The organism is Rummeliibacillus suwonensis (genome assembly GCF_007896435.1).
In the GTDB taxonomy this organism is placed as follows: domain Bacteria; phylum Bacillota; class Bacilli; order Bacillales_A; family Planococcaceae; genus Rummeliibacillus; species Rummeliibacillus suwonensis.
Genome location: NZ_VCBL01000001.1, coordinates 1466213 through 1485867, shown reverse-complemented (window position 1 = coordinate 1485867; position 19655 = coordinate 1466213). Strand labels below are relative to the sequence as shown.

Here is a 19655-nt window from a genome sequence, read left to right as displayed (position 1 = left end):
TAATGCCACCCGCTCTCCTTGTTGCGGGTGGTTTTTTATATGCCATGATTTAATGTTTTAATGCAGGGGAAAAGAGAATAAATTTGGTAATTTAATTGTCAAGAACCTCAACTTTAAGGATAAAAATGAAATTCTTTCTCAATTCCATCGGAAAATTTGACTTCTAATTCTATTTTTCGATAGGAATCTTCAACATTAAATATAGATAGGATTTCTTTTTTAACATCTGCATCAGGGGTACTTTTATTGAACTTTAATTTTTTTAACAAAGGATGAATCTTTACCAATGCATCTTTTCCAATCTTTTTTTCATACGTTCTCTCATCTTCAAATTTGACTTCAATGCCAATAGACTTTTTCTCATATTCAACTTCTAAGGATTGATCGTTGGGATACTCTATATCTAATGAAAAATCGATAAAGCGGAGTGGCGAATTGATGTTAGGTTCATTTGAATTGACAGGATGTGAGCTATTTGCAGAAACAGCTACCATTTCATCACTGTTAATGGCTGATGGATCATTTCTGCAACCCAATAGTATAAGTACTAATAAAATCATCCATACATAATTTACCCGATTTCTCATATCAACAGCTCCTTTCGCCTACTCTCACTATGTCCTTTTCAAAAATGATTCATTCATTTCTCAAAAAAAATAACGTAAAAAGTGATTGTGCATCCACTTTTTACGTTATTTTCACATTTCATAATAATCCATTAAGGGGTAAATGTATATGTCTTTTCTGTTCCATTTGAAAATTTTACTTCTAAATTAATTTTCTTATAGGTGTCATCAATATTGAATACGGATATGATTTCTTTTTTAACTTCTTCATCTGATGTTTTGTCCGTAAATGTTAATCTTTTAAACAAAGGTTCCAGTTGTGCGTATGCTTCATTTCCCTCAATTTTCTGATTTTCACGTTCCTTTTCAACTGTTGCTTCTGACCCATCTTTTTCATTTTCATAGTCTACCTTATATGCTTGATTGGCGCCATAATCAACATTTAGTGAAAACTCTGAGAATGGGAATGCTGTCCCAGCAGTTGTATCGTCCGTTGTGTCTGTTGTATCATCTGTAACTGTGTCATTATTATCAGTAGATTCTTGGGTCTCCGTAGGCTCATTCGCTCCACTTTCTGAAACGGGCGCGTTTTGATCAACATTTGTTGCATTATCATCATTTGCCCCACAACCAAATAATAGGATCGTTAGAAGACATAATGGTAAAAATGAGAAGATTTTTTTCATTTTAAGCAACTCCTTTCATGACTATCTAAAGTATTCCCTATTCTTTTTAATTTAGACATTATAAAGTCGTTTTTCTAAAAAAAAAATAACCATGTGAATTCATTTCATTGTTCTTGATAAAGCAAAAAAGATCATTCAAAAAGGTTTCTATTCAACCCCCTTTTTAAATGATCCTCTTTATTGCAAATGCTAATCTTTATACTTATATTCTTGGTTCAAGGGTCTTAAACGAATCATGACCTTTGCCTTTACTTCTTTTTGGTAATCAATGGTGCCGAAATCTCTAGAATCCATCGAATGATTGCGATTGTCCCCCATTACAAATATCTTCCCTTTACCTACTTTTATATCGATATCTTTTGTCTTCATGGGTTCTTTGATATAAGGCTCATCGATTGCTTTCCCATTGCGATACAGTACATTTTTTTTGATCTGGATATGGTCACCTGACAAACCAATCACACGTTTAATAAATAAATCATGGCCTGCAACAATTTCAGCATCGAAACTGACAATATCATTATATTGAGGTTTTTCATAACTATATGCAAGTCGGTTCGATAGCAAATAATCGTCTTCATGTAAATTATTTTCCATACTATCTCCAACAACGATCTCTGGAGAAATAATTGCTCGAAAGCTGATCACTAAACATATCATTACAATTAATGTTAAGAAAAAATTTCGCAAATCCATATATAATCCTGCATATTTTTTCATTTTATCCGCCTAGTTTCTACTATGTAATCATCTGATTCAAAAAAGATTGTCGCTCAATTTAGATAAAAGGAGACACTACTTTTCGGGTAGTCTCTCCGCATACGTATCATGACCATTCTTTTAAGGTTTTTTCACAGGTCACTTGGTTGATCAATCGCTGAATTCCTTTCGAATTTTCAATGGCTAGTTCCATTTCTGACTGATAGCGATCTCTATTTTTTTGTTTTTTCGCAATAATAGCTTCTATGCTATGCTTCATCCAAGGCTGTAAAAATGTTTGTTGGCGAGCAATTCCATATTTGCCAGATAGAGCTTCTGCATAGGCAACATTATACGTTTTGAGTGGCCCGTTCTTCATCGAATTGGCAATATTTTTTGCACTTGCTATATCACCTAAACGAACTGCACGTTGAAATTCATAATCCATTCGCCCATCTAGTTGATTTTTAAATTTTTTGATGAGTCGGTCAAGTGCTGCGATTTCATCTTCCTTTGTACCATTTTTTATAGCCAAAATATACGCATAAGTTGGGTTGTTTTTTTGATATCTTACTTGACGTAGAATAGCTTTTGTATTTTTAGAAGAGGTCATAGTATATGCGTAGTAACCAACTAGACCTATAGCAAGAATGACAAAAAAAGCAATCGAATAATTGGTAGGTACCTTTAGCCAAGTAAAAATACCGCCTATAGCTAATACGACGAAGTAAAACAATAAAAGTCTTAAGATATTCATATCCATTCTCCAATACTGATAAAATGAAACCTTACACAGTGTGAGATTTCTTCATCTTCCACTGAAATAGAGGAACTCAGGCTAAAAGCGCCACGTCCTGTGGGGACCAACATCTTGTTGGTCCGAACCAATCAAACGTTTACAAGCAGTTGATCCCCTAGTTTATCCGCTATTTGTCACTAGCATCTTAAGGTAAGGATATTACTACCTGTTCATACAAGATAAAATAGTAAATAAACGTTCAATTCTATATTAACAACGCTTGTATAATTGAGCAATGAATAGATGTGTTTACATCAATATTTATGAAATGAATTTCATTCTTACACCATATAATTACTAGTTTCCTTGCATATATTAGTTTAGAAAGGGGTTTCCTTACTAGTTTTTAGAGTTTGCAGTAACTCTTTCTGAATATCATTCAAAGGAGAACGCTATGAAAATATCTTTACAGTATTCAGGCAATTACTCAAAACTTTTATCATCAGAGATACACCATAAAATCCAAACGATCCATCATCTTATGGCAACAAGATCTGGAACAGGTGCCGATTATTTAGGTTGGGTCGATTGGCCACACTCTATTCATCTAGAATCATTGCGAGAGATTCAAGAAACAGCAGACAAAATTTGCGAGCAATCGAACGTTCTCATTGTCATCGGAATAGGTGGTTCTTATATAGGTTCAAAAGCGATGTTAGAAGCATTATCCACTAACTTTGAATCCTCCCATCCAGTTGAAATTATTTTTGCTGGACATCTAGTGAATGGGTCGTATTTAAAAAGATTAATGCACTATTTAGATAGTAAAGAAGTTACAGTGAACGTCGTTTCAAAATCCGGTACAACGACAGAGCCCGCCATCGCCTTTCACTTTTTAAGAAATTATATGGAAAATCGCTATGGTGAAGAAGCTAGCTCAAGGATCATTGTCACCACGGATGAAAACGAAGGAACATTACGCTCCCTAGCGATTGAAAAAGGATACAAACGATTTGTTATACCCCATAATATCGGTGGACGTTATTCTGTATTGACAGCTGTTGGTTTGCTGCCCCTTGCAGTGGCTGGCTATGATATTCATCAATTGATAAATGGTGCAAAATCGGCTGCAGAAGAATATTCAAAACTAGATCTGGAGAAGAATCCAGCAATCCAATATGCGGTGATTCGAAAACACCTATATGATTCTGGCTATCCTGTTGAAATACTCTCTACCTTTGAAAGTCAATTAAAATATGTACAAGAATGGTGGAAGCAGCTCTTTGCTGAAAGTGAAGGAAAAGCTGGAAAAGGAATTTTCCCTACCTCTGTGCTCTATTCAACAGATTTACATTCCCTCGGACAATATATTCAAGATGGTCAACGTATTGTCTTTGAAACATGTCTGCTCATCGAAAAGGTGCAGGAGGATTTAACATTTGTTGAAACAAAGCAAAATATGGATCAATTAAATTATTTGAATGAGGTATCATTACATGAATTTAACCATATCTGTTATAAAGCTGCTTCACTAGCCCATTTACAAGGTGGTGTACCACAAATAGCTATAACGATTGAACAAATAGATGAAGAACATTTAGGGCATCTCTTCTATTTTTTTATGATGGCATGTGCCTATAGTGCTTATCTATTAGATATTAATCCGTTTGATCAACCAGGAGTGGAAGAATACAAAATGAATATCTTCAAGTTTTTAAAAAAACCTGCGTATAGCTATAATAGACAGTTACAAACAAAATAGGAACCTGTTTCGATCTACAAAACAGATTCCTATTCCTTTAATGCTGAAATGACCGTCATCATTGTTGGAAGTATAATGATCGTTGCTACAAGAAGCCATATGACACCCTCCAACTCAGCATCGTTTCCCTGTGCAATATGAATCGTTTCCCAAATGAGCAGAGCAAGTAACAAGCTACTCATATTTTTTATAAAGGAAATCATGAACACACTTTGCTTAACTTCTTGTTCCATTTTCGTATCGGTTATTTTAATGGGAAAGTAATGCCAATCCGGGTGTTTTTCTAAAAGCTGTAGAGCAGCACCCGTTAAAAATATAATAATGGGAAACAACAGCAACTCCCATTTTGAGCCATATCGATGGATCTCGCCTTTTAATCCAAAGTATGTAGGAACTTGTGCTGGGATTGTCGACCAGTTGAACGATAAATAAGCTAATGTTGCTACAAACAGTCCGAATCCAAAAGTATCCATTATATGCATAATCAGCGTCTTTTCAATAGAATTCGTTGATTGCGGCTTCACGAAAATCACACCTTTTGTTTTTGATGGAAACAACAAAATTTATAGATCTACCTTATCTTGTGTCATAATCATGACTATTATGACCTTAAATCTCATACAAAGGTACAAACTGCCGAAAATAATATGAAATTCCCAATAGAACTTTTTAATCAAATGCTAGTTCGAATTCGCACGATTTTCTATAAATCTTATAAATCTCATATCAATTCTTGGATATTCTATTTGTAACATGGTAAAATATGTTTCTATAAAAGGAGGATTGATTGTTTTGACAAATGAAATCGTACAATTAAATAACGGCGTACAAATACCCGCAGTTGGCTATGGGACCTTTAGAGTGAAAGACAGCGATGAACTTGCTGAAAAAGTTACATTGGCTATCAAAGAAGGATACAGACATATTGATACCGCACATATATACGGAAATGAAGAAAGTGTTGGTCGTGGTATTAAAAAAGCAATTGATGAAGGTATTGTGACACGTGATGAATTATTTGTCACTTCGAAAGTTTGGAATAATGGGCTCACATATGATGAAACACTAGCAGCCTATGAAGAAAGTCTTCAAAAATTAGGCCTAGATTATTTAGATCTTTATATTATACACTGGCCAGGACAAGATGATCGTTACATTGAAGTTTATAAAGCACTTGAAGAACTTTACAATAATAAGCGTGTAAGAACAATTGGTGTAAGCAATTTCCATGTACATCATCTTGAAAAATTACTAGAACAGGCAACCATCGTGCCAGCGATCAATCAAATTGAATTTCAGCCTCGCCTAACACAAGTGGAGGTCCGTGAATTCTGCAAAAAACACGGAATTCAAGTGGAGGCATGGTCCCCTCTTATGAATGGTGAAATTTTAAATGATCCGACACTTATTGAAATTGCGAACCAACATAACAAATCGACTGCTCAAATTATTCTAAAATGGGACTTACAAAATGATGTGATCACCATTCCGAAGTCAATAACACCTTCTCGTATTCGTGAAAACATAGATATTTTTGACTTTACTCTATCAAGAGAAGATCTCGAAAAAATTTCTTCATTGAATGAGGATTTCCATTATGGTCCAGATCCTGAAGTATTTAATTTTAAATAATTCAATAGATTAACATTGTGCTTAGGCTGCAGCAAACTTTAAGTTTTTTGAGTTTGCTGCAGCTTTTTTATTTGTCATTGTGGATGAAAATAATTCGGGGATTGAGGACAACATATAGAATAATTTCCACTTTTCTTTATAGTTTTATTAGATCTAGTTTGTGATGTGTACCTTCCACAAACTGATACACAATTAAAGACCAAAATTATAATGAAGATCCGGTTCACCATCTAGGCGAACAATGAATATGTGCCCGTTGAATATGTGAGCTTACTTTCTATTAAAGCAAGATGAATCATGTTACAATAATCACATTCTATGACTAAAGGAGTTTTTTGTTTTGAAAGCACTTGTTTTCAATGAATTTGGCAATTCCAACGTCTTACATTATGAAGAGATCCCAAATCCAGAAATTCACCCCAATGAAGTTCTAGTTCGTACCAAAAGCATCGGACTGAATTTTGCTGATATCTATAGAAGAAAAGGAAATTATCACTTAGCTGGGGAGCCGCCTTATATTCTCGGCTATGAAGGTGCTGGTGTTATAGTAGCTATTGGAAAAGATGTGACACAAGTGCAAGTTGGAGATCGTGTAGCGTTTGCAGATGCTCCTTTTGCGAATGCAGAATTAGTGGCCGTTCCATTCGAAAAATTAATCTTATTGCCTGAAAAGATTTCTTTTGATGTTGCATCATCTATTCTCTTACAAGGATTGACAGCTCACTATTTAACCAAAGATAGTTATCAAGTGCAACCGAATGATACAGTAATCGTGCATGCGGCATCCGGTGGCGTTGGTCAGAATTTAGTACAAATCGCAAAAATATATGGCGCTAAAGTGATCAGTCTTACCTCCACAAAGGAAAAGGCGATTAAGGCATTAAAAATTGGTGCTGATCTTGCTTTTACATATGATAGCCATTGGTTGGAATCCGTTATGGAATCCACGAACGGCAAGGGTGTAGATGTCGTTTATGATTCGGTAGGCTCTACACTTGATGACAGTTTGAGAGCAGCTCGTATAGGTGGTACAGTCGTATTTTATGGAATGTCGGGAGGAGATCCTTCTCCAGTCGATCCTCGCATGTTAATGGATACTTCTAAAACGTTAACAGGCGGCGATTTATGGAATGTCCTTACTTCATTTGAAGAACGCCAAAAACGTTCTAAACAATTATTTGATTGGATAACTGAAGGAAAACTTCAGCTTCAATCCCCTACTGTCTTCCCTCTTGCAGATGGTGCAAAAGCGCATGATTTTCTTGAGAGTCGAATGAGTACAGGAAAAATATTATTAAGACCATGATATTTGCAGATATTAACTAAATAGACTTACCAACTCCGTAAAGTGGGGAGCTTCTTCATCCCCACTTTAGTTTCTTTAGGCAGTTGATTTCCTACTGATCATTTTAAAGGATGATTTTCCTTCCAATTTTAAAAAGGAGTGGTATTAATAGCGATAGACTGACACCAACCACTACTGTAGAAATAATGAAATCACTCCACCTAATCAGCTGATTATTAAACATTTTGATTATAATGAAGGAATTGATAGGAATCATAAGCAAGATTCCTGTCATTAGACCAGGTGCATACTGTCTCGTGAGGATTGTTACAATAAGGTGTGGAAAAATCGCATTAAGAATCATGGAGCCTACAAAACCTACAAATACCCATTTTACGATATGACTTTCAGGAAAATATGTATACGAAAAGGAGGATAGATAGGCTAACATCGTTATAACAATAACAGCGAAATGGAATTCCTTTGCTGAAACACTTTTTTGAAACTTCGAACCATTTTGTGACCACTTAGGCAGCCAAATGGCCTCTTCTAAATTATGCAACGTAATAGCCAAACAAAAAAAGATACATAGAGATTCCACTCTGATTTCTCCTTTCTAATCCATTACACCTAAGTGTAATGGTATCCAGATTTTTTCAAGCTTGCTCGAAAGACTGCTTTTCAAAATCCGTAACATTCAACGTCCACCATTTACTGGAATATTATTCATTATAATAAAGAAATAAGTTCTCGATCAACATGATAAAGCGTAAAAAAGCTGTAGACAAACGCCAAATTTTCGGTTTTGTCTACAGCTGAAGGCAGATCTCAATATGCTATTTTTATTATAATATTTCTTTAATGATCTTTCGATAATAATTAGAGGTTAAAATTGCAAAGATTGAATATAAAAGGATGTAGATGCCCATTGTAATTAGGAGTGGTACGACTAATTCTGACCCAAAGAACATCCAACCAGATTTTACTGCGAAATAGCTATGGAAAATTCCTATTAGTAAAGGTAATCCAAAACTGAATAACTGTTTACGATAGATACCTTTCATAATATCATCCGTTGAAAAGCCAATTTTACGCAACGTCATAAACGAATCTCGTTCCTCTTCTGCTTCTGTCATTTGCTTAAAGTAAAGAATACTGCCCGTTGCGATTAAGAATGCCGATCCTAAAAAGCCAGTTATAAAGATGATAAGCCCCACGTTCTCAAGGTCTTGTTTATATAATTCATCTTTCGCATCGATTTGGATCATTGTTGTAACACCATCTTGTTCGCCCATTTTAAATGTACCATTATTAGTGGCTTTCTTATACAAGGATATTGCTTCCTCCATCTGACTTGGCTTTGTAATGTTATACCCTACGAAAGATTTCCATATTGTCTTTTTCTGAACGGATGTATTTTTTTGTAATTGATAAAACAACTCGTCTTGAATAATAATAGCTGGATTTCCATAAGTAATTTGCGATGATATGCTAGCTTGTTTTTCTATCTCCATCAGTTTTACTTTGTGTTTTTCTTTCCCCACATACACGATCATACTTTTCCCAATCTTCAATGGCATGAATTTTCGAAAAACATCACTATACCCTGCCATGATAGCCTCATTTTTAGCTAATTGGATTTTGGGGAAAATTTTCTTTGCATCACTTTCTTTAATGACGATATTATCCATAGAAATATTTTTGACAAGATCTTCATTTAACTTTTCCTCTAACAAAGGGGTCGTATCGATTTTGGCATTTAGAAGGTCAAAATCATATTTTTTATAGTCAATATTCTCTTTTTGTAATGCATTTTCAAATTTTTGTTCCCCCTTGTGATTAAGTATAGCCAGATCATATGGCATATAATTTTCTGTTTGAGCATCAACAGAATAATAGGAAATATAAGATAGAGACAGAATCGCTAACGCCATTGCAGTCATCAACGTAATAATTGAAAGCGATAATGCATTGCTCTTCATTCGATGCATGATGGGGGTAACTGCTAGTACATCATTTAAAGACAAGTGACCATTTTTGGAAATTCGAATCATGTTCATGATAAATGCGATCGAATATCGAAATGTCAAAAAAGTTCCTATAATAACGCTGCCTAATATCGTACCCATTTTTATATATAAGTCTTTTAAAGTGATTGTTTTGTCCATTTCAAAAAGAACGGTAGATAGATAATAACCGTAAATGATCAATCCCATTCCCACAATACCTAATAGGATTTGTAGTGGATTCATCTTTTTCATCTTTTGTTCTGCTTTACTTGTTGCTTTAAATAGATCTAATAAAGACGTACGATGAACGACCCACATGGTTTGAAGTAAAACAATCGCTAATAACAAGGCAAATACTAGTATGGTTTGAAATAGAGCTGCAGTCGAAAAGTCAAGTGTTACCTCTCTTTTTGTGTTGATCACCTTCAGGAAAATCAAAGCGAAAAAACGAGAGAAGAAAAATCCAACTAGAATACCAATGGCTGTTGCGCCAATCCAGAGGACCATATTCTCAATTGTCAGCATGTATGAAATGGTTGGCTTTGGAATACCTATCATTTGGTATAAACCAATTTCCTTGCTACGTCTTTTTAAAAATAATTGATTGGCATAGAAAACAAAGAAAAATACGATGATTACTAACAAAATCGAACCAACCTTAAAACCAGCTTCTCCTTTCATACTGGAGTGCGTTAATTTCACAACTGCCTCATTATGCTGTAAGGTTACAAACGAAAAATATAAAGCTGCACTAAAAATAAGAGCGAAAAAGTAGAGATAATAGTGTTTAATATTCTTTCGCATACTACGGATGACGAGCGTACTAAGCTTCATAACCGTCACCGCCCAGTACACCTTGTGTTTTCATAATTTCTTGGAAAAATTGAGTACGAGTTTTATCGCCTTTATAGACTTGCGTGTATATTTGTCCGTCTTTTAAGAAAAGTACTCGGCTGCAATAGCTTGCTGCCACTGGATCATGAGTGACCATCATAATGGTTACATGATTTGTCTTGTTTAAGGTTCCTAAGCTTTCTAACAATGCTGAAGCCGATTTAGAATCAAGAGCACCAGTTGGTTCATCGGCAAAAACAATACTTGGCTGAATGATCAATGCACGTGCAGCAGCCGTCCGCTGTTTTTGTCCTCCTGAAATTTCATTTGGATATTTTTTTAATATATCTTGAATTCCTAATTGTTTAGCTAATTGTTGGCAACGGGTTTCAGCCTCTTGCTTACTCGTTTTTCCTACAGATAAAGGCAAAAGAATGTTTTCCTTTACCGTTAATGTATCGAGTAAATTATAATCTTGAAAAATAAAACCCATTTCAGTCCGACGAAATGTTGATAGCTGTTTGGATTTCATCTTTTGCAATGATTGCCCATTGATTTCAACGATGCCTTCAGTGGGACGATCAATGGAGCAGAGAACATTGAGTAAAGTTGTTTTACCCGAACCTGATGGGCCCATAATACCCACAAATTCTCCCGATTCCACTTCCAAGTCAATCCCTTTTAATACTTCTTGAGCGAACAGTTTTTTGCCATATACTTTTTTTATTTTACTTGCTTTTAATATACCCATGAGATTCCCTCCTGCTTTTACTACTAATATTTTATAAAGAAAAGGATGTGGAATCGTTCGATTGACGTGACAATTTGAATTTTAAAATGACATTTTTGTCACTTTGCAATGGTTGTGACAAAATCATTGGGGTTCGGGAATGTCAATGTAAATGTACTTCCTTGGTTGACGATCGAATGGACATCAATGGAGATTCCTAATTTCTTCGCTGAATTTTGTGCTAAATACAAGCCCATACCGGTAGAGGCACTTTGTTTTCGTCCCATTGAACCTGTAAATGATTTTTGGAATATGCGTGGTAAATCAGCAGGATCGATGCCTTCACCAGTATCTTGTATATGTAATTGTTGATGTCCTTTTTCATCAGTTGTTACATAGATTGTGATCGTGTCTCCCCTATGGCTATACTTCACGGCATTTGATAAAATTTGCCGGATGATGAAGGAAAGCCATTTTTGATCTGACAAAACGGATACTTCAAGATCAGCAACGTCAATCGCTAAGTTTTTGGCAAAGCACCAAGACTGAAGCTCTTTGATTTCTTTTAAAACGATTGGATGTAGAGAAAATTGATCGAAGACTGTATCCTGCTCGATATTAGCAATTCTCAAAGTGTGCAATGTTTGATCAAGCAAGAGGTGGATTCGAAGCCATTCAAGCTCTAAAGGCTTTCTTGTTGCAACAGGCAAATCCTCTATCATCAACTTCATAGCTGTTAAAGGTGTTTTTACTTCATGAATCCATGCTAAATGCTGATCCCGATCTTCTGAAAATTGGATCGTTAGCTCATTCTTATATCGTTCCAGTTCTAATGCTGACTCATGCAGCTTTGTCAAAATGAGCTCATCGATCCGATGGAATTCTTGGGGCTTATTTGTGATACTTTTCACTAATTTCATTTCTTTTATATAGCGCCAGACCAGGAAACACATAAAGAAAAAAAGAAGCGTTGCATTGAGATAGGTTGTTGAAATATTGGAAAACTCAACATCTAAATATAAGAGGATGTTCATCCAAATCATGCAAAATACAAAGAAAAGAATCCAAGCAAGCCTCTCTCTTAAAAACAATAGAATCAATGTGGCACATCCTTTGTAACTGCCATATAACCTAATCCTTTTTTGGTGATAATGACATTTGTTAAAGAAAGTTCTTCCAATTTACCTCTTAAACGATTCACATTAACGGTTAAAGTATTGTCATTAACAAAACGTTCATCGTCCCATAATTTTCGCATTAAATCATCTCTGGATACAATTTGGTCTTTATGCTCTAAAAGTATACGGAGGATAAACTGCTCGTTTTTAGTGAGTTCGATCGTTTGATTATCTTTCGTAACAGAGCTCATGGAATAATCGATTGTTGCTCCATTCCAAATAACATGCTCTACGGTTTCTTCTGTATAATCATAGGTTCTTCGCAAAATGGCTTGTACTTTTGCGAGTAATACATCCATATTAAAGGGTTTTTGGATATAATCGTCTGCACCCATTTGCATCGCCATCACCATATCCATTGGCTGATCTCTTGATGATAAAAATAGAATCGGTACCTTTGAGATGGAACGTATTTCACGACACCAATGGAATCCATCAAAAGCGGGCAACTGAATATCGATAATAACAAGCTGCGGCTGGATTTTATGAAAGGTGCTAATCACATTTTTAAAATCGTTAGGCACTTCCGCTTGCATATCCCACTGTAAAAAATGCTTTTGGATGAGTTTAGAAATAGCCTCATCATCCTCTATTAATAAAATATTGAATGTCATAGGAGGACTCCTTATTAAGTATTCTTCCATAATCATAACAAAAAACGATCATGCAAACTAGAAAGACTCCACCTTATCTTTCCATTGAGCGATTCGATTCCTCAGCTATTTTTTTGCTTCATCTGCTACGACAGTAAAACCTTTTCCGTTAATAAGGCCTATCAAACGATACAAAAAAGCCTTCTTATCTTTAAAATAGATAGGAAGGCTCGTTTTTTATGATAATTTATATTGTTGAATGCTTTGTTGTAACTCTTCCGCCTTTTCTGTTAAATCTTTTGAAATATCATTAATGTCATCGAGAGTTGTCACTTGTCCATGAACAGAATCATTGATCTGTTGGATCTTATCAGCGGTATTTTCAGATGTTGAAGACACATGATTCACATTTGCTGCCACTTCCTCTGCAGAAGCAGAGATTTGTTCAGTTACTGCAGAAATATTCGAAATACGATCTGTTATGTTTACAACCGCTTCCGTAATTTTGCTGAAGCTTCCCCCCGCTTCTTCTAGAAGTCTCACACCATCTTGAACATTTAAAAGCCCTGTATCAACTGCTTTTTCTACACCTTTTGTTTTACTAACGATACTTTGTGTTATTTCAACAATTTGTTCCACTGAACGATTCGATTCCTCAGCTAATTTTTTTACTTCATCTGCTACGACAGCAAAACCTTTTCCATGTTCTCCAGCTCGTGCCGCTTCGATGGCAGCATTTAACGCTAAAAGATTGGTTTGATCAGTCAATTCGGTAATAATATTCGAAAACTTATTGATGTCATTTATTTCTTTATTCAATTCATTCATTAAATCTCGAACTTGCTGCGTAGATTGATGAATAACAGCCATTTGTTCGTTTGCATTAGTTATTGTCTGAATCCCATCCTCTGCCAATGTCTGCGTCGTCACCGCTTGATCTTGCAAACTGGATGTTTCTTCCGCAATTTGTTGTACGCCGATGGCTGTTTCATTGGTTGCTTTGGAACTATCCTTTGCCGAATCAACATTTTCAAGCACTGCTCTAGTTATATTGTCAATTCGATTTGAAATGGAATTTGATAACTCATCAACTTGTGTCACATTGCTTTTCAACTGTTCAGACGTCGTAGCGAGCATCGCTGAATTTTCCTTTGTATTTCCAATTAAAGAACGTAGAGACTTTTTAAGTTCTTTAAAGGACTCCGCCAGAATTTTTATTTCGTCCTTCGTTTTTACTGAAATATCTTGACTGGTCAAATCTCCTTTTGCAAGCAGTTGTACCTGATGAGTGATCTTCGTCAATGGCTGAATGATTCGATGTCTTAAATAGAATACCTCTACAAAAACAACAAAACACAATACGCCAATCATCGATAACATGAATTCTTTCGTATGTTTAGAACTTTGCGTTGCTTCATATTTTACTTTATCAACAGATTTTAATTTGTCTTTTTTTAATTGATCCATATAATCAAGTAATTGATTGCTTACATCATATGTTGCGCCATAAGCAATATCCTTAGCCGTGTCCTTTTGGTCATTGTTTATATTTTGTATGACTTTTTGATTATAGCCCATAATATCACTTTGCGCGGTCTTCGCTTTAGCTATGGTTGTTTGATAGCTTTGACCGATTTCTTTTGAAAGCTGCTCAATGGATGCGTTCGTTTCTTCTAATGTTTTTTCAAGTTTTTGCTGATTGTCATAAGATGGATCAGCTAAATATGTACGATTATATAATGTTTGCAAAGCAATATTTTTTCTGATATCTCCGATTTGTACAATTTGTTGCATTTCCGTATTGATGATTTTTGTATAATTTCCATTCATTCTGCTCAACTGGATAACACTAATGATGATAATGATAATACTCAGCGCATTGATAACGCTATGTGAAACGATTAACTTTACCCTTAAATTCATAATGATCCCTAACCCCTTTTAAAGATGTATTACAGATAGTATATAATACCTATTACCATGTGTCAAAACTCATTTTTTCTATATTCACTTAATGCTTTTAGATTATTTTTTATATATAGACTATCGAGGTATATAAAAATATTTAAATAATTCATTTTTTGTAGAAGTACAAAATAGACAAAATTCATTTTTTAAAACAGTTATGAATATCAATGTCATGCTATAAGTTTCAAGGAGTCCTTATATATCAACATTTTAATGGCTTTGCTCTTTTAAGACCAAAAAAACCTTAATGACTTTTAAAACCATAATATTGTAAACGCTTTCTTTTTATTTATGATGGAATAAAGAAAAAATAAATTTTGATAGAAAGAAGGCGAATTGATGAAATTCAATTTTAAGAGTCTAACATTTCAGGTGATTACAGCCATTATCATTGGGATCGTTGTTGGGGCCGTTTTCCCTGAATTCAGTGTACAGCTGAAAATATTAGCAGATGTTTTTATTAAATTGATTAAAATGCTGATCGCACCCATTATCTTCTTAACAGTTGTCATTGGTATCGGTAGCATGGGCAATTTAAAGAAAGTCGGTAAAATTGGTGGAAAGGCATTAATCTATTTTGAAGTTGTCTCAACCATTGCACTTGCGATTGGCTTAATCGTTGTACACGTCATTAATCCTGGACATGGGTTAGATACATCCGCAGCAAAAGGTGGAGATGTTTCTGCTTATACAACAGCTGCTGCTGAAACAGAACATGGACTAGTACCATTTATCATGAATATTGTGCCTGATAACTTCTTTGGCTCTCTAGCAGCTGGACAATTATTGCCTGTATTGTTTAGTGCCGTTCTTTTTGGAGTTGCTGCCGCTTCTCTTGGTGAAACTGTAAAACCAGTGATGAAGCTATGCGAACAAGCTTCAGAAATTTTCTTTAAAATCATCAATATGGTCATGAAACTATCGCCGATTGGTGCATTTGGTGCAATGGCCTATACAATCGGTAATTTTGGTCTCGAATCATTAAAATCTCTCGGTCTATTAATGATAGCCGTATATATTACGATGTTCTTGTTCATCGCTTTAGTGCTTGGTTCTATTGCCAAATTCTATGGCTTTAATATTTTCAAATTCATCGCTTATGTCAAAGAAGAAATTTTCTTAGTTGTCGGCACTTCTTCTTCAGAATCAGCACTCCCATCCATGATGCGTAAGTTGGAGAATTATGGATGTTCCAAACAGGTTGTAGGTCTTGTGGTGCCAACCGGCTATTCTTTTAATCTTGATGGTACTTCCATCTATCTTTCAATGGCCGCTATGTTTATCGCACAGGCATATGATGTTCCAATGTCTATTTGGCAGCAAATCACTTTACTTGGTATTTTAATGTTAACGTCTAAAGGTGCTGCTGGCGTAACAGGTTCTGGTTTTGTGACACTTGCCGCTACATTAGCTGCTTTCCCAATGATCCCAGTTGAAGGGATCGCATTATTAATCGGTGTCGACCGCTTTATGTCTGAAGCCCGTGCCGTTACAAATCTTATTGGGAATGGCGTAGCTACAGTCGTTATTTCAAAAAGTGAAAAAGAGTTTGATCCTACTGGTGCGCAAAACCGTGCAATCGATGGAGAAGCAAGCACTTCAGGGAAGCCAGAATATATTGCGTAACAAGGAACTATCACAGCTTAATATTTTATCCCGCGTTAAGAGGCAGTAAGACCCCACTACTGATGGAGGCTTTACTTTATCTAAAAGCGATCAGATCAAATTTGACTGAGCAGTGTATACAGTTCTATATTTAGAATACTTAGACGATTTTTTAGCAAGGAGAAATTTGTACTCTTATGATCACCAATGTACTATAATGTAGTATATATTTTGGACACCTGCGCCATGAAATGAGGGAATGCTATGTCATCAGATAAACAACCATCACAAGTTTCTTCTGAAAACAAACAATATTCAACAGAAGAAATGATGCAAGAAATTCAAAGATTGGCAGGACTATTATTAAAAGAGGACATCACTGAGGAAGAATATTTAAAAGAAAAACAAAAGCTTCTCCATATGCTGAAATAATTTTGAACGCGGAATCTTTCTTTATTCCCCCACTACTTGTGCTTGAAGCAAAGGTCTTACTGTGGAATAAAGCTTCATCTCAGGCTTTAAAGAAGGTCGTAAATACTTTTATTCAGAAAAAGGCAATCTTCCATTCATTTAGAATCAGAAGATTGCCTTCGTTTATATGATGGCATTTACGTTTATGTAAACACAATGTGAAGATTAGCCATTCGAGCAGATTTTCACCATTTATGATGAATGTCAATACATATATCCCCTTATCAATGAATAGCACTAGCTATTTGGTTGTCAACTTCTTTTTCAATATCAAGTATTGAATCTGTTGGCTCAAATCTTTTTATAACCTCTCCATTACTTGCGACCAAAAATTTGGTGAAATTCCATCGAATATTATTTCCAATTAAGTATTCTGGATATTCTTCTTTTAATTTTATCTTTAAAACTTTTTCTTCAATCGATTCATCACTTAATTCTCGATAAGGTACTTCATGCTTTAAATAATTAAATAATGGAGCGGTTTTATCCCCATTAACTTCTACTTTTTCAAACATTGGGAATGCAACACCATAATTGCGTTGGCAGAAAATATTTGAGTCTGTTCCATCTTCTGGATTTTGATCGCCAAACTGATTGCACGGGAATCCAAGTATGACAAAATCTTTAGCTTGATAACGATCGTATAGTTTTTGAAGTTCTTCAAATTGATATGTAAATCTGCATTTACTAGCTGTATTTACGATGAGCATGATCTTTCCTTTAAATGTTTGCATTGATAAAATCTCACCATTAGGTTTTTGAACCAAATAATTATATATACTCATTCAGAATCCTCCAATGTAATCAATATGCACTAATTATACATAATCTTTGATAGGAGAATCAATTTAATGAACTTATTATCTACAACCCGATGAACAGGAGTTTATAAGCCATGGCTAAAATAACAATTATACGCAGCATTATTATATCCTATCAGGCGTGTTGATTATCCAATTTAATCCATGAAAATAGGGGAATTTATTGATTTCCGCTCCGGCTTGCTCGCTTTCCTGCGGGCGAATGCTGGGGGCAACAGGATGTTGGTCACGGAATCGTTGCCACAGGACGTGGCGTTCTTAGATTCCGTTCCTTCAATCGCTACGCTGCGGGGTCTCATCTATTCGCTTTTCCCGCGGGACGTTGAATTTTCTTCCTCGAATCACACCGCACGAAGAAAATGCTTGCATTTTCGAGGACTCGAGCAAGCCTCCGCTCCAATCTATATAAATGGTCTTAAAAATACAGAGTTTTTCAAAAGCTATGCCAAACAGACACCCCTAATTTTGTAAAATCAACACGCGTGATATCCTATGCTAGAAATATTGCTTATCTCCTTTTCCTAAATTCTTCTGATCTCATATCATCTGTCTAGAAATATATTTTCATATATATGTAAGTTAATTTTTCTCTATATTTTATAGACTTGTCTCTGAAAGAAAAAAGCACATCATTAAAATGGGTGCTCTATAAATTAATTTTTTATTCGTATTTATCTTCCTTACTTATATTAATTTTTTATAGTTCTCCCGTTCCAATTAGAATAGTTGCATCCTACTTTTGCTGTTCAGTTACCTTGAAATATGCTTTTTTATATACCCTTTTACCGTTCACGTACCTAGTTTTATAAATGGTTGCAGTTTTTCCATCTTTGCCTTTTATCCAGACTTCTTTTTCACCTTTTAACAGTGAATCTGTCTTCACATAATTAGTGGTTGCTTTATATATTTTTTTCTCTACCGTATTAATAGTGACTGTATTAACCAAATATTTACGAGGAACCCAACCATATTTCTTGTTAGCAATTACTTTAACCCAGCCGCCCTTTTCGTAAACAACTTTTACCGTTTTATCTTGTTTAACAGACGTTACAATCTTTCCTTTAGCACTAGCTGTCTTTCTAACGTTAATTTTTTTATCTTTAGCTACATGCATGATTTGATTTTTTTTAAGTTTTTTTGAGGAATCTGTTAAATAAACAACTACTTTAGTATCTGTACCGATAATAAATGGCTCTCCACTATATTTTATATCAAAGTAGCCCCTATCAATTGTATAAAATGAATCTGTATCATCCTTAAAATAGTATCCTCTTAAATCACCTGCACAGGCGCCTGTTGCCGTCGCTTTTGGTTGATGTTTTGTAATATTATTTTTGTGTTTATCAATTACAATAGCACACGTACTTCTAAATAAATAATCATCTTTTTTTAACTCAGCATGTGCCTTTTCTGGAATTAATGTGATGATTAATAATGCCGCAATGCTTGTCCCTAAAATCATTTGACCTAGCTTTTTTAGATTCCGTTTCATAAAATCATCTCTACTATATTGAGAATACTCTATTTACAAAACTTCACAACAAACAGATCCCATTTTAAAACCGCTTAACTCCATGTCCATACCGATGGTCAATCACAGCACCTTTGTCATGTTATACCAGACTTCCCCACCATGTTTAGATTGAGAAATTCCTTTGTTCTCATAGCCATGCTTCTCATAAAAAATGATTAATCTTTCTAGACATGTTAAAGTAACCGCTGTGCGATTCTTCATCCTCGCATTATTTTCGAGATATGCTAATAACACTGTGGCAATCCCCTTTTGTTGATGTGTGGGATGGACAGCTAACCCTAGAATACTTTGAACTCCTCCTGTTTTGGGATTTTCCTTTGTTTCACTAAAAAGGTCATCTGTAATATATGTAGTTTCCATTACAGGGCCGTTCACATATCCTCTAATTTCTCCATCTTCCTCTGCTACTAAAAAGCTATCTGGGATCATGTGGATTCGGTTAACAAATGCTACGTCCGTTGCCGCTTCTTCCTTTGTGAAGTAAAGTTTCTCTATTTCCATTATTTGATAAAAGTCTTCTATTTTTACTGGTCGGATGATCAA

Annotated in this window: 19 protein-coding genes; 5 read left to right on the top strand and 14 right to left on the bottom strand. The window is 35.1% G+C overall.

What is annotated here, in order from left to right; genetic code table 11:
* Nucleotides 1–113: 113 nt before the first annotated feature.
* From FEU33_RS06900 to FEU33_RS06885, 4 genes are all read right to left on the bottom strand, one after another.
* Complete coding sequence (locus FEU33_RS06900; RefSeq protein ID WP_146548673.1) at nucleotides 114–587, bottom strand: YusW family protein; 474 nt, start codon at nucleotides 585–587, stop codon at nucleotides 114–116.
* Nucleotides 588–718: 131 nt separating this feature from the next.
* Nucleotides 719–1252, bottom strand: a complete 534-nt coding sequence (locus tag FEU33_RS06895) for a YusW family protein (RefSeq protein ID WP_146548672.1) — start codon at nucleotides 1250–1252, stop codon at nucleotides 719–721.
* A 189-nt stretch (nucleotides 1253–1441) separates the two neighbouring features.
* Complete coding sequence (gene lepB / locus FEU33_RS06890; RefSeq protein ID WP_146548671.1) at nucleotides 1442–1972, bottom strand: signal peptidase I; 531 nt, start codon at nucleotides 1970–1972, stop codon at nucleotides 1442–1444.
* 106 nt (nucleotides 1973–2078) lie between these two features.
* Nucleotides 2079–2708: a hypothetical protein gene (locus FEU33_RS06885; RefSeq protein ID WP_146548670.1), complete on the bottom strand. Its 630-nt coding sequence runs from the start codon at nucleotides 2706–2708 to the stop codon at nucleotides 2079–2081.
* A gap of 436 nt (nucleotides 2709–3144) precedes the next feature.
* On the opposite strand from FEU33_RS06885, the gene FEU33_RS06880 reads away from it, so the two are divergent.
* Nucleotides 3145–4452: a glucose-6-phosphate isomerase gene (locus FEU33_RS06880; RefSeq protein WP_146548669.1), complete on the top strand. Its 1308-nt coding sequence runs from the start codon at nucleotides 3145–3147 to the stop codon at nucleotides 4450–4452.
* A gap of 29 nt (nucleotides 4453–4481) precedes the next feature.
* Here FEU33_RS06880 and FEU33_RS06875 read toward each other — a convergent pair whose 3' ends face one another.
* Entirely contained in the window at nucleotides 4482–4976 is a 495-nt protein-coding gene (locus FEU33_RS06875) for a DUF1648 domain-containing protein (RefSeq protein WP_146548668.1), read from the bottom strand.
* Between the two features lie 259 nt (nucleotides 4977–5235).
* Between FEU33_RS06875 and FEU33_RS06870 the strand changes: the two genes are divergently transcribed.
* The gene (locus tag FEU33_RS06870; RefSeq protein ID WP_425328581.1) at nucleotides 5236–6084 is read left to right on the top strand and encodes an aldo/keto reductase; all 849 of its coding nucleotides are present in this window, start codon (nucleotides 5236–5238) and stop codon (nucleotides 6082–6084) included.
* A gap of 340 nt (nucleotides 6085–6424) precedes the next feature.
* Entirely contained in the window at nucleotides 6425–7390 is a 966-nt protein-coding gene (locus FEU33_RS06865) for a quinone oxidoreductase family protein (RefSeq protein ID WP_146548666.1), read from the top strand.
* A gap of 103 nt (nucleotides 7391–7493) precedes the next feature.
* Here the strand turns inward: FEU33_RS06865 and FEU33_RS06860 are convergent, their stop codons facing one another.
* The 6 genes from FEU33_RS06860 to FEU33_RS06835 form a co-directional block, all read right to left on the bottom strand.
* The gene (locus tag FEU33_RS06860) at nucleotides 7494–7970 is read right to left on the bottom strand and encodes an HXXEE domain-containing protein (protein ID WP_146548665.1); all 477 of its coding nucleotides are present in this window, start codon (nucleotides 7968–7970) and stop codon (nucleotides 7494–7496) included.
* Nucleotides 7971–8214: 244 nt separating this feature from the next.
* The gene (locus FEU33_RS06855; protein ID WP_146548664.1) at nucleotides 8215–10212 is read right to left on the bottom strand and encodes an ABC transporter permease; all 1998 of its coding nucleotides are present in this window, start codon (nucleotides 10210–10212) and stop codon (nucleotides 8215–8217) included.
* Entirely contained in the window at nucleotides 10202–10963 is a 762-nt protein-coding gene (locus FEU33_RS06850) for an ABC transporter ATP-binding protein (protein WP_146548663.1), read from the bottom strand. The genes FEU33_RS06855 and FEU33_RS06850 overlap by 11 nt, the downstream gene beginning before the upstream one ends.
* A 98-nt stretch (nucleotides 10964–11061) precedes the next feature.
* Nucleotides 11062–11853: a sensor histidine kinase gene (locus tag FEU33_RS06845; RefSeq protein WP_186731339.1), complete on the bottom strand. Its 792-nt coding sequence runs from the start codon at nucleotides 11851–11853 to the stop codon at nucleotides 11062–11064.
* A gap of 185 nt (nucleotides 11854–12038) precedes the next feature.
* Nucleotides 12039–12734 carry a response regulator transcription factor gene (locus tag FEU33_RS06840; protein WP_146548661.1) on the bottom strand — a complete coding sequence of 232 codons (696 nt, stop codon included), beginning with the start codon at nucleotides 12732–12734 and terminating at the stop codon, nucleotides 12039–12041.
* Between the two features lie 216 nt (nucleotides 12735–12950).
* Nucleotides 12951–14636, bottom strand: a complete 1686-nt coding sequence (locus FEU33_RS06835; RefSeq protein ID WP_146548660.1) for a methyl-accepting chemotaxis protein — start codon at nucleotides 14634–14636, stop codon at nucleotides 12951–12953.
* Nucleotides 14637–15020: 384 nt separating this feature from the next.
* Here FEU33_RS06835 and FEU33_RS06830 point away from each other — a divergent pair, with 384 nt between their 5' ends.
* Both FEU33_RS06830 and FEU33_RS18730 read left to right on the top strand, forming a co-directional pair.
* A complete protein-coding gene (locus tag FEU33_RS06830; RefSeq protein WP_146548659.1) occupies nucleotides 15021–16307 on the top strand; it encodes a dicarboxylate/amino acid:cation symporter in 1287 nt (428 codons plus the stop codon).
* Between the two features lie 243 nt (nucleotides 16308–16550).
* Nucleotides 16551–16718: a hypothetical protein gene (locus FEU33_RS18730; protein WP_186725759.1), complete on the top strand. Its 168-nt coding sequence runs from the start codon at nucleotides 16551–16553 to the stop codon at nucleotides 16716–16718.
* 263 nt (nucleotides 16719–16981) lie between these two features.
* Here FEU33_RS18730 and FEU33_RS06825 read toward each other — a convergent pair whose 3' ends face one another.
* The 3 genes from FEU33_RS06825 to FEU33_RS06815 all read right to left on the bottom strand — a co-directional run bounded on the left by FEU33_RS06825 (nucleotide 16982) and on the right by FEU33_RS06815 (nucleotide 19613).
* A complete protein-coding gene (locus FEU33_RS06825) occupies nucleotides 16982–17542 on the bottom strand; it encodes a glutathione peroxidase (RefSeq protein WP_146548658.1) in 561 nt (186 codons plus the stop codon).
* Between the two features lie 769 nt (nucleotides 17543–18311).
* Nucleotides 18312–19070, bottom strand: a complete 759-nt coding sequence (locus tag FEU33_RS06820; RefSeq protein WP_146548657.1) for an SH3 domain-containing protein — start codon at nucleotides 19068–19070, stop codon at nucleotides 18312–18314.
* A gap of 102 nt (nucleotides 19071–19172) precedes the next feature.
* On the bottom strand, nucleotides 19173–19613 hold the full coding sequence (locus FEU33_RS06815; RefSeq protein ID WP_146549920.1) for a GNAT family N-acetyltransferase: 441 nt from the start codon (nucleotides 19611–19613) through the stop codon (nucleotides 19173–19175).
* Between the last annotated feature and the right edge of the window lie 42 nt (nucleotides 19614–19655).

Bases quoted from the DNA above. Each gene is read 5' to 3' on its own strand.
- FEU33_RS06900 (WP_146548673.1), bottom strand. From the start codon at position 587: ATGAGAAATCGGGTAAATTATGTATGGATGATTTTATTAGTACTTATA.
- FEU33_RS06895 (WP_146548672.1), bottom strand. From the start codon at position 1,252: ATGAAAAAAATCTTCTCATTTTTACCATTATGTCTTCTAACGATCCTA.
- lepB (WP_146548671.1), bottom strand. From the start codon at position 1,972: ATGAAAAAATATGCAGGATTATATATGGATTTGCGAAATTTTTTCTTA.
- FEU33_RS06885 (WP_146548670.1), bottom strand. From the start codon at position 2,708: ATGAATATCTTAAGACTTTTATTGTTTTACTTCGTCGTATTAGCTATA.
- FEU33_RS06880 (WP_146548669.1), top strand. From the start codon at position 3,145: ATGAAAATATCTTTACAGTATTCAGGCAATTACTCAAAACTTTTATCA.
- FEU33_RS06855 (WP_146548664.1), bottom strand. From the start codon at position 10,212: ATGAAGCTTAGTACGCTCGTCATCCGTAGTATGCGAAAGAATATTAAA.
- FEU33_RS06850 (WP_146548663.1), bottom strand. From the start codon at position 10,963: ATGGGTATATTAAAAGCAAGTAAAATAAAAAAAGTATATGGCAAAAAA.
- FEU33_RS06840 (WP_146548661.1), bottom strand. From the start codon at position 12,734: ATGACATTCAATATTTTATTAATAGAGGATGATGAGGCTATTTCTAAA.
- FEU33_RS06835 (WP_146548660.1), bottom strand. From the start codon at position 14,636: ATGAATTTAAGGGTAAAGTTAATCGTTTCACATAGCGTTATCAATGCG.
- FEU33_RS06830 (WP_146548659.1), top strand. From the start codon at position 15,021: ATGAAATTCAATTTTAAGAGTCTAACATTTCAGGTGATTACAGCCATT.
- FEU33_RS18730 (WP_186725759.1), top strand. From the start codon at position 16,551: ATGTCATCAGATAAACAACCATCACAAGTTTCTTCTGAAAACAAACAA.
- FEU33_RS06825 (WP_146548658.1), bottom strand. From the start codon at position 17,542: ATGAGTATATATAATTATTTGGTTCAAAAACCTAATGGTGAGATTTTA.
- FEU33_RS06820 (WP_146548657.1), bottom strand. From the start codon at position 19,070: ATGAAACGGAATCTAAAAAAGCTAGGTCAAATGATTTTAGGGACAAGC.
- FEU33_RS06815 (WP_146549920.1), bottom strand. From the start codon at position 19,613: ATGGAAATAGAGAAACTTTACTTCACAAAGGAAGAAGCGGCAACGGAC.